The following is an 8,837-nucleotide window of genomic DNA, read 5'->3' on the forward strand; positions in this document are numbered from 1 at the left end:
ATTACTGCTCAAAAACCAAAGAAGAAATATCGGCACCCAAATCAATCAAGTGTTTGTTGATGTCTCGCACAAAATCTTCCGGGCCGCAAACATAAAAGTGCTGACTGAAATCGACGATGTTTTCAATCAGAAATTTGCGATCAATACGCTTTCCGACAAATCCTATGGTATTCTCTCTGGTCAAAACATTGATGAAATTTTTCTTCAACATTTTAAAGAGTTCCTGACCCATGATAATATCTTCCGAAGTCTTATTGACATAAATCAGTCGGTTGCCGTTAATTAAATTATGCTTATACAATTCCCGAAAAATGGAAATAAAAGGCGTAATTCCTGAACCGGCTGCAATAAAAACGCCCGGGCCTTTGTATTGTATGGCACCAAAAACGTCGTGTAAAACCAACTCATCACCGGCGTTTACTTTTCCCATCGCTTTGGTAACACCATTACGATCATTATACAGCTTAATCATAAATTCCAAATAGTTAGAATCGCTCCGGTTGGTAAAGGTAAAAGGCCTGAGTTGGTCTTTCCAATCGGGTAGGTTAATCGAAACATCGGTGGCCTGACCGGGAATAAAAGCATAACCTTCGGGCTTTTCTACCACAAACTTTTTGACATCATGAGTGATAAATTTGGCTTCCAAAACTTTAACAACGTGTTTATTCATGGCTATGAGTTTAGAATAGGTGATAAATGCTACGCTAACAAAGTTAGGTATAAATAAGAAAAATAAAGTAAGAAAAAAAAGCAGACCTGTAAGCCGGATTCTGTCTCCACTGATGTGGCGGAGCCTTATCATTTATCTCGACCAACAATTGCTTATTGGTTCTAGCTGCCTACCCCCCGACAACGGACGAGTAGCCCTTAACTGTCGGTATACATGGCATTTCACCGCATAGAGTTTACCTGATTTCACTACAGCATTATCTGTACATCCTTTCTGTTGCACTGGTCCTCGTCTTTCGACGGACGGGCGTTACCCGCTATGCTACTCTGTGGTGTCCGGACTTTCCTCCCTGATTGCTCAGAGCGATAAGGCGGTCTGCGATGCAAAGTAACAATTTTAAATGGTGAATTTTGAATTTTGAATGATGAAAATCAAAATCTGAAAAATTTAAAATTTAAAATTTAGAATTTAAAGTATTAAAAATCTATATTTGTAATCCGTTTAATTCTATGGAACAATTTGTAGTATCAGCCCGAAAGTACCGTCCGCAAACGTTTAAAGACGTAGTGGGACAACAGGCTATTACCGCTACCTTACTCAATGCTATAGAGAACAATCACTTGGCTTCTGCCCTATTGTTTACCGGTCCGCGTGGCGTAGGTAAAACTACTTGTGCACGCATTTTGGCGCGCAAAATTAACCAGCCCGGGTACGATGATCCTAACGAAGATTTTGCCTTCAATGTTTTTGAATTGGATGCGGCTTCCAACAATTCTGTGGACGATATTCGAAACTTAATTGACCAGGTTCGTATTCCGCCTCAAACCGGACAATATAAGGTATATATTATTGACGAGGTGCACATGCTGTCCTCGGCGGCGTTCAATGCCTTTTTGAAAACTTTGGAAGAACCGCCAAAACACGCCATCTTCATTTTGGCTACGACCGAAAAACACAAAATCATCCCAACCATATTATCGCGTTGTCAGATTTTTGACTTTAAGCGTATTACGGTAAAAGATGCCAAAGAACATTTGGCGGAAGTAGCACAAAGTCAGGGTGTCCAATTTGAAGACGATGCCTTACATATCATCGCTCAAAAAGCCGATGGTGCGATGCGCGATGCGCTGTCAATTTTTGACCGTGTGGTTTCGTTTTGCGGTACCAACCTAACCCGTCAGGCCGTGACCGAAAACCTGAATGTGTTGGATTACGAAACGTATATCAACATGACCGAATTGCTTTTGGAGAACAAAATCCCCGAAGTATTGTTAGCTTACAATGATATCTTATCTAAAGGTTTCGACGGTCATCATTTTATTGCCGGATTGGCATCGCATTTCCGGGATTTACTGGTGGCCAAAAATCAGGCTACACTATCGTTACTGGAAATGGGCGAAAGTGCCCAACAGCTATACGGACAGCAATCGCAAAAAACCACGCAGGAGTTCTTACTCAAAGGCATTGACTTGGCCAACGATTGCGATTTAAAATACAAAACTTCCCAAAACCAACGTTTGTTGGTCGAACTTACCCTAATGCAAATTGCCTCCATCACTTTTGATGGAGAAAAAAAAAAGTTGAATTCATAATTCCGCCTACCTACTTCAGAAGAAATGATTATTCAATTGCTGAAGTGAAGGTTACGAGTTCCGGGCAGGAAGTTTCGAACTCCGAGTTGCAAGTTACGGGTTCTGAATCAGAAGACACAAAACCCGCTACCGACAACCATGTAACCCCGAGTGCAGTAGAAGCACAACAACCTGCAACTGACAATCCGCAACCGACAACAGCACTGAAACCCGAAACCCGCAACACGGAACCCGCAACGGTTAAGGTCTCTGCACTATCACTGGCCAGTATCCGCGCTAAAAAAGAATTGGCGGAAGCGCAAAAATCGGTAGTAAAAGAAACCGTGCATTTGCCCAGTGAGCCGTTTACCGAAACCCAAATGCAGGAGCAATGGCTCAAATACGCGCAGCGCATGGAAGACAAAGGCTATCGCATTATAGCCTCATTGTTAACCATCAATGATCCGATTTTAGACGGCACAACCATCATACACGAATTGCCGAATGAGAGTTCGAAAATTGATTTTGAAAAAGAACGACCGGAATTATTGGGCTATTTGCGCGGGAAATTGCACAACCACGACATTCAGATTGTGGTGAAAGTGAATGAAACGTTGGTGGTGAAAAGAGCCTTTACCAACCAAGACAAATACAATCGTTTGGTAGAAATCAATCCGAATTTAGAAGTTCTGAAAAAAATGTTCGACCTGGATGTTTAGTTATCCTTTTTCCGGTCTTTAATAATGCCCAACACAAAACTGAGTCCGACCAATACCATGGCCAAAATACCCAGATAATGCGCCTTGTTTTTGGAAAACCGCAAGTCTTGAAAATCCAAACTGAAAAGGTGAAATCCGATTAGGACTACACAAACGATTAAACAAACTATTCTGAAATTTTTCATCTTTATTTATAAGGTTCCTTGGTACATGGCTTTAACAATGCCGTCGGCCAACCCTATTTTCGGTACAAACAATTGGCGCGCGCCGCTCCACTTCATGGCATTCAAATACACACGTGTGGCCGGTATGATTACGTCGGCGCGATCGGGATTCAACGCCAATTCGGCGATACGTTGTTCGTACGTCAATGAATTGAGGTATTGGTATTGGGAATTTAAATACAAATACGATAACGGTTTGTCTTGTAATTTACCCGAAAGTTTAAAGAGTTTGTTGATATTACCGCCCGAACCAATAAGGATTACATTCTCATATTCTTGGGTATGCAGTTTGATCCATTTCTCAATTTCTTCCCAAACAATATCACTTACCATATTGTTTAGCATGCGAACCGTACCGATTTTAAAAGATTTAGAAGCCACCATTTTACCGTCGGAAAACAACGAAAACTCGGTACTACCGCCGCCAACATCAACATACAAATAGGTCTGTTCGGTTTTGAGAAAGCTGTGTAAATCGGAAGAAGCAATAATGGTGGCTTCTATTTTTCCGTCGATAATATCGATATCAATATCGCAATTTTCTTTAATAATGGAGGCTACTTCTTTTCCGTTATAAGCTTCGCGCATGGCCGAAGTAGCACAAGCTTTGTAGCGTTCTACCTTGTAAACTTTCATCAACAACTTAAAGGCTTTCATCGCGTCCTGCATGCGCTCGATATTTTCCTCAGAGATTTCACCTACGGTAAAAGCATCCTGCCCGAGACGAATTGGCACGCGAATTAACGCACTTTTATTAAACTGTGTTTCTTTGTCTTTTTGCTCCACAATATTGGTAATGAGCAAACGCATGGCGTTGGAACCAATATCGATAGCAGCATATTTTTTAATAGATATCATGCGTATTTCTAACTTATTATTTTGTTTTTGGAGGGTATTTCACAATAATCCAAACGATCTCTGTAATAGTTATAGGTTTCAAATTGGGCTCTGAAAACCGGTTCCCCTTCTTTGCGAACGCGGTATTTGTTATCGAATTTTTCCGAATGGTAGCGGGCTTTTACATTTCCTTTCCAACCCACATTGAAAGTATCGATAATTTGTTTTTTGATATCGGCATCATAAATAGGACACGTTACTTCCACCCGACCGTCAAGGTTTCGGGTCATAAAATCGGCCGAAGAAATAAACACTTCCGGGTCATCATTGTTACAGAAAATGTAACAACGCGTGTGTTCCAACAAATAATCTACGATGCTGATAGCTTCGATGTTTTCGCTCATGCCTTTCACACCCGGAATTAGGGAACAAATTCCTCTGACCTGCAATTTAATCTTTACCCCGGCATTACTGGCCTCATACAGTTTGTCAATCATAGCGATATCGGACAGACTGTTCATTTTTAAATTGATATAGGCCGGACGACCGGCAAGCGCGTTATTAATTTCGCGGTCGATGAGTTTGTAAAACTTCGAGCGCGTGTAATGTGGCGAAACAATTAAGTGCTTGTAACGATGAATTCGGTAATTGACATCGAAGAAATCAAAAATCTTTGAAACATCTTTTAAGATTTGTTGGTGGCTGGTAAACAGCGTTAAATCGGTGTAAATCTTAGCCGTTGTTTCGTTGAAATTGCCGGTAGAAATGAAGCCGTAACGTTTTATTTTGCCGTCTTCCATTCTATCGATAACACAAATTTTACTGTGCACTTTAAGTCCTTTGATTCCAAAAATCAGTTCGATACCTTCCTGTTGCATTTGTTCGGCATAGGAGATGTTACTCGCTTCGTCGAATCGGGCTTGCAATTCGATTTGGACCGTAACTTTTTTACCGTTTTTAGCGGCATTGATAAGTGAACTGACAATTTGCGAGTTTTTGGCCAAACGATACAACGTTATTTTGATAGCGGTTACTTTCGGGTCCAAAGCTGCTTCACGCAAGAATTTGATTAAGTAAGAAAACGACTGAAATGGGGCGTTAATCAGGTAATCTTTCTGCGCGATTCGGTTTAAAATACTGCCGTCCAAAGACAATCCGTCAACCGGAAGCGGTGTTTTGGGTTGGTACAACAAATCGTAGCGACCCAAATTGGGGAAGTTCATATAATCGCGACGGTTGTGGTAGCGTCCGCCCGGAATGATACCGTCAGTAGCGTGAATTCCCATTTTATCCAAGAAAAACTTCAGCGTATCTTTTCCGATAGATTGATCGTACACAAAACGCACCGGTTCGCCAATTCTGCGATCTTTAACCGAAGTAGCAATTTTTTCGAGCATACTCTTACTCATGTCGCTATCGATATCGAGCTGCGCATCTCGGGTAATTTTAATCATGTGAGCCGAAATGCTTTCGTAGTTGAAGATATTGAAAATGCTACTGAGGTTGTAGCGAATCACATCGTCTAACAACATTAAGTATTGTTTCCCGTCTTTGGAGGGTAATTCCACAATACGATTGGTATTTTTCGGGATTTCAATAATGGCATAACGAATTTCAGGCTTAGGCTTTACAAGGCCCAGCATAGAGGTTTTTTGCTCCGTTTTCATCACCAATTTTACAGCCAAGTAACCCGAAGTGTCTTTTAAAAGCGGGAATTCGGCCAAATCATTCAAGATGATGGTTACTAATTCCGGGCTGATTTTTTGGATAAAAAAATCTTTGACAAAATTTTCATGCTCGCCGGTCACTTCAGTTTCATCAATAATAATGATGTTTTGCTTGACCAATTCTTCTTCAATAAGTCGCAATATACGCAAACTCTCCGCTTGCTGTTTGATTACAATTTCGGTAATATCCTTTACCAATTGCTGCGCCGAAATACCGCCGAGGATTTTTTCACCGGACACTCCTGACAGACTCAAACGGCGTACGGCAGCGAAACGAACGCGGAAAAACTCGTCTAAATTGTTCGAAAAGATTCCTATAAATCGGAGTCTTTCGAGGAGCGGCACCGACTCATCGGCAGCTTCCTGTAATACTCTGGCATTAAACGCTAGCCAGCTTTTTTCTCGATCTATATAGCGAAAACCAGTATCTGTACTCATATTTACTTTAAATCTTTGGGGAAAATTATCATTTCTGTCACACCTTTTTTCAGTTCTTTCCAACTACTGCAATCTATAGTAATTTTTACAAACCCACAAGTAGCAACATTGTCAATGTAACGATTGCCGTATGCATTGACAAAATTTGTAATGGCTTCGTTATGCCCGAAAACCAGTAAGTGGGCACAATCGTCAGGCGCCGATTGAATTATTCGCTCTAATTTGTGTTCATCAAAAGTGTACAAATCCTCTCTAAACACAATGGCATCTATAGGAAAAGAAAGATTTTGCGCAAATATCATTGCCGTTTCTGCCGCCCTTTTCGCGGCACTGCTCCATACTAAAAATGTTTTAGGCATACTATTTCCGACATGTGAAGCCACCAGATGAGCATCTTGAATACCTCTGTTACAGAGTGGCCTGTCGAAATCATTGAGCGGGGCATTCCAACTTGATTTAGCATGTCTTACCAGAATCAGCTCTTTCATACGATTTAAAATTTTATCCGTAGCGTATAAATTTAAGCTTTTAATATCAAAAACAAATAATTATTTCTAACAGCAATTGACAAAAGCGGTGAATTGATACTTATAAAATGTATTGTCCTTTAAATAATGGCTTGATTCTACTTTACTACTATTATTAGAAATAAAAGTTAAAAACTTACAAATGTTATCAACAATTCAGTGTTAAATATTTTTTGTAGTATTTTTATTTCTATTTTTATTAAAATATGCATTTTACCTATAAAAACATGCATTTTGTCGATGTTTTTTTTGGTGGTTTAAAAAAAACCTCCTACTTTCGATTTGTTAAAATGAAAAAAAAACACATAATTAACCTTAAAACCCCAAAAAAAGCATGTCAAAATTTAACCGAAAACCCCCGAAACTGCACTGCTCAATCCCTCAAAAAAGCAGGAAAAGTGGCATTTAATCGAGTTTTCAAGTTGTTTGTAGACAAAATTGAGCGCAATGGTGCTTTGTATATAATTTAGCACTCAATAGTATAACCCAAGATATTATGCACCTCGATGCCTACACTCTTACTTCAAGCCCAAAATGCAAATTTTCAATAAATTATTCTACTAAAATTAATTGTATGAAATCAAAAATTACATTTTTATTACTGACACTCTTTATGTGCGTAAGTAATTCGTTTTCACAATTTACTGCAAATTACCCAGATTTGAGACTCTGTGGTAGTCCTCCCAATTATTATTTGGATGCATTTAATTGTGATTCCAACAACTTTGAGTTGAATGATGTATTTCTCAGCTTGACCAATGTTAACGGACAACCTTTGAGTAATACAACGTGTACCATTGGGACCACCCAGCAAGTATACGTAATGCTCAACTATACTTCAAATGCAAACAATACACCTAACAACTGTAGGTTATTTGCCGATTTGTCTATAGATGGAAATGTGACCGGTATTAATGCTTATCTAGGAAGTATCGCTCCGGGTGCAGGACAACGTCAAATTTATGGTCCGTTTTCGTGGACTTGTGGTCAAGAGCTTATTCTTGACCGTATTTTGATTGTATGGAGAACCGGAGGAAGTTCGAGTCAATTAGCTTCTTATAATTGCGGCACTTACAACTCTGCCCAGTGTGAAATGCCGGGCATGACTGTCATCTCTAAGCCATTGGCCGTACAATTTACATACAAAGCGTGTCTAGTTGGTAATAACCTAACTGTATATTTTGATTCAACTACCAATGGAGGTATACCGCCCTACACTTTTGCATGGGATTTTGATAACAATGGTACTACCGACTCTACTTTAGAGAATCCTACTCATGTTTACACTACTGCTAATAATACCGCAAAACTAAGGGTGACTGATTCTCAAGGGCTCACCAATACCTATACACTGGCAATTGTTAGTCCGACCGAACTAATGTTGAGCGAGACGCATGTCAATGTAAGTTGCGGTGGTGGCGGAACAGGCTCTATTGATTTAAGTGTTTCCGGTGGTACACCCGGATATACTTATTCTTGGTCAAACGGAGCAACTACACAAGATTTATCAAACTTAAGCGCAGGTACTTACACTGTAACTGTAACTGATGCTAACGGATGTACTAAGACTTTACAAGTTATTATCAGTGGTGGTGATGCTACCAATCCTGTAGTAACGGCACCGGGAAATACAACTATTCAAGGTTGTAATTCGGGTTCGTTAGCCACAGCCGGTTTATTAGCGTTTTCAAGTACACAAACAACTATCACAGCAGCACAATTTACTACTGCCGGTGGTTCCTATACCGACGCTTCTGCTATTTCAAGCATTACCTATCAAGATGTTCAAAGTGGTTCATGTCCAACAGTGATAACCAGAACTTTCAGAGTAACCGATGCTTGTAACAACGTTGGTTCTGCTGTTCAAACTATCACTATTCAAGATACTACTGCTCCGATAATCGCTGCTTTACCGGCGCCTTCCTCTATTAGTTGTCCTGCTACACCTTCTTTTGCAACAGCAACAGCTACTGATAACTGTGGCACTGTAGCTTCTTTAACGTTTAACGATGTAACTACTAACGGAGCGTGTGCCGGTTCATATTCTGTAACCAGAACTTGGACGGCTACTGATGCCTGTGGTAATTCATCTACCGCTTCGCAAACCATTAATGTACAAGATAC

The 8,837-nt window shown here is 40.1% G+C and carries 8 protein-coding genes and 1 other RNA gene; 3 read left to right on the plus strand and 6 right to left on the minus strand.

The window, feature by feature from the left end; all coding sequences use genetic code 11:
- Position 1: 1 nt before the first annotated feature.
- Together QHT84_RS06415 and rnpB are read right to left on the minus strand one after the other, a co-directional pair.
- Positions 2 to 670: an FAD-binding oxidoreductase gene (locus tag QHT84_RS06415; protein WP_283238731.1), complete on the minus strand. Its 669-nt coding sequence runs from the start codon at positions 668 to 670 to the stop codon at positions 2 to 4.
- Positions 671 to 743: 73 nt separating this feature from the next.
- Positions 744 to 1,052, minus strand: an RNA gene (gene rnpB / locus QHT84_RS06420) — RNase P RNA component class A.
- Positions 1,053 to 1,179: 127 nt separating this feature from the next.
- Here rnpB and dnaX point away from each other — a divergent pair.
- Entirely contained in the window at positions 1,180 to 2,262 is a 1,083-nt protein-coding gene (gene dnaX, locus QHT84_RS06425) for a DNA polymerase III subunit gamma/tau (protein ID WP_283238732.1), read from the plus strand.
- A 44-nt stretch (positions 2,263 to 2,306) separates the two neighbouring features.
- Positions 2,307 to 2,960 (plus strand): DNA polymerase III subunit gamma/tau, encoded by a 654-nt coding sequence (locus tag QHT84_RS06430; RefSeq protein WP_283238733.1) that lies wholly within the window; start codon positions 2,307 to 2,309, stop codon positions 2,958 to 2,960.
- Here the strand turns inward: QHT84_RS06430 and QHT84_RS06435 are convergent.
- The 4 genes from QHT84_RS06435 to QHT84_RS06450 are packed head-to-tail and all read right to left on the minus strand — an operon-like array spanning position 2,957 to position 6,674.
- On the minus strand, positions 2,957 to 3,145 hold the full coding sequence (locus QHT84_RS06435) for a hypothetical protein (protein ID WP_283238734.1): 189 nt from the start codon (positions 3,143 to 3,145) through the stop codon (positions 2,957 to 2,959). The genes QHT84_RS06430 and QHT84_RS06435 overlap by 4 nt on opposite strands.
- A gap of 6 nt (positions 3,146 to 3,151) precedes the next feature.
- Positions 3,152 to 4,042 carry a Ppx/GppA phosphatase family protein gene (locus tag QHT84_RS06440; RefSeq protein WP_283238735.1) on the minus strand — a complete coding sequence of 297 codons (891 nt, stop codon included), beginning with the start codon at positions 4,040 to 4,042 and terminating at the stop codon, positions 3,152 to 3,154.
- Between the two features lie 8 nt (positions 4,043 to 4,050).
- Entirely contained in the window at positions 4,051 to 6,186 is a 2,136-nt protein-coding gene (gene ppk1 / locus QHT84_RS06445; protein WP_283238736.1) for a polyphosphate kinase 1, read from the minus strand.
- 2 nt (positions 6,187 to 6,188) lie between these two features.
- Positions 6,189 to 6,674 (minus strand): SixA phosphatase family protein, encoded by a 486-nt coding sequence (locus QHT84_RS06450; protein ID WP_283238737.1) that lies wholly within the window; start codon positions 6,672 to 6,674, stop codon positions 6,189 to 6,191.
- A gap of 613 nt (positions 6,675 to 7,287) precedes the next feature.
- On the opposite strand from QHT84_RS06450, the gene QHT84_RS06455 reads away from it, so the two are divergent.
- On the plus strand, positions 7,288 to 8,837 hold a 1,550-nt coding region (locus tag QHT84_RS06455), incomplete at its 3' end, for an HYR-like domain-containing protein (RefSeq protein WP_456071407.1).

Source organism: Flavobacterium sedimenticola (assembly GCF_030053345.1).
GTDB lineage: Bacteria > Bacteroidota > Bacteroidia > Flavobacteriales > Flavobacteriaceae > Flavobacterium > Flavobacterium sedimenticola.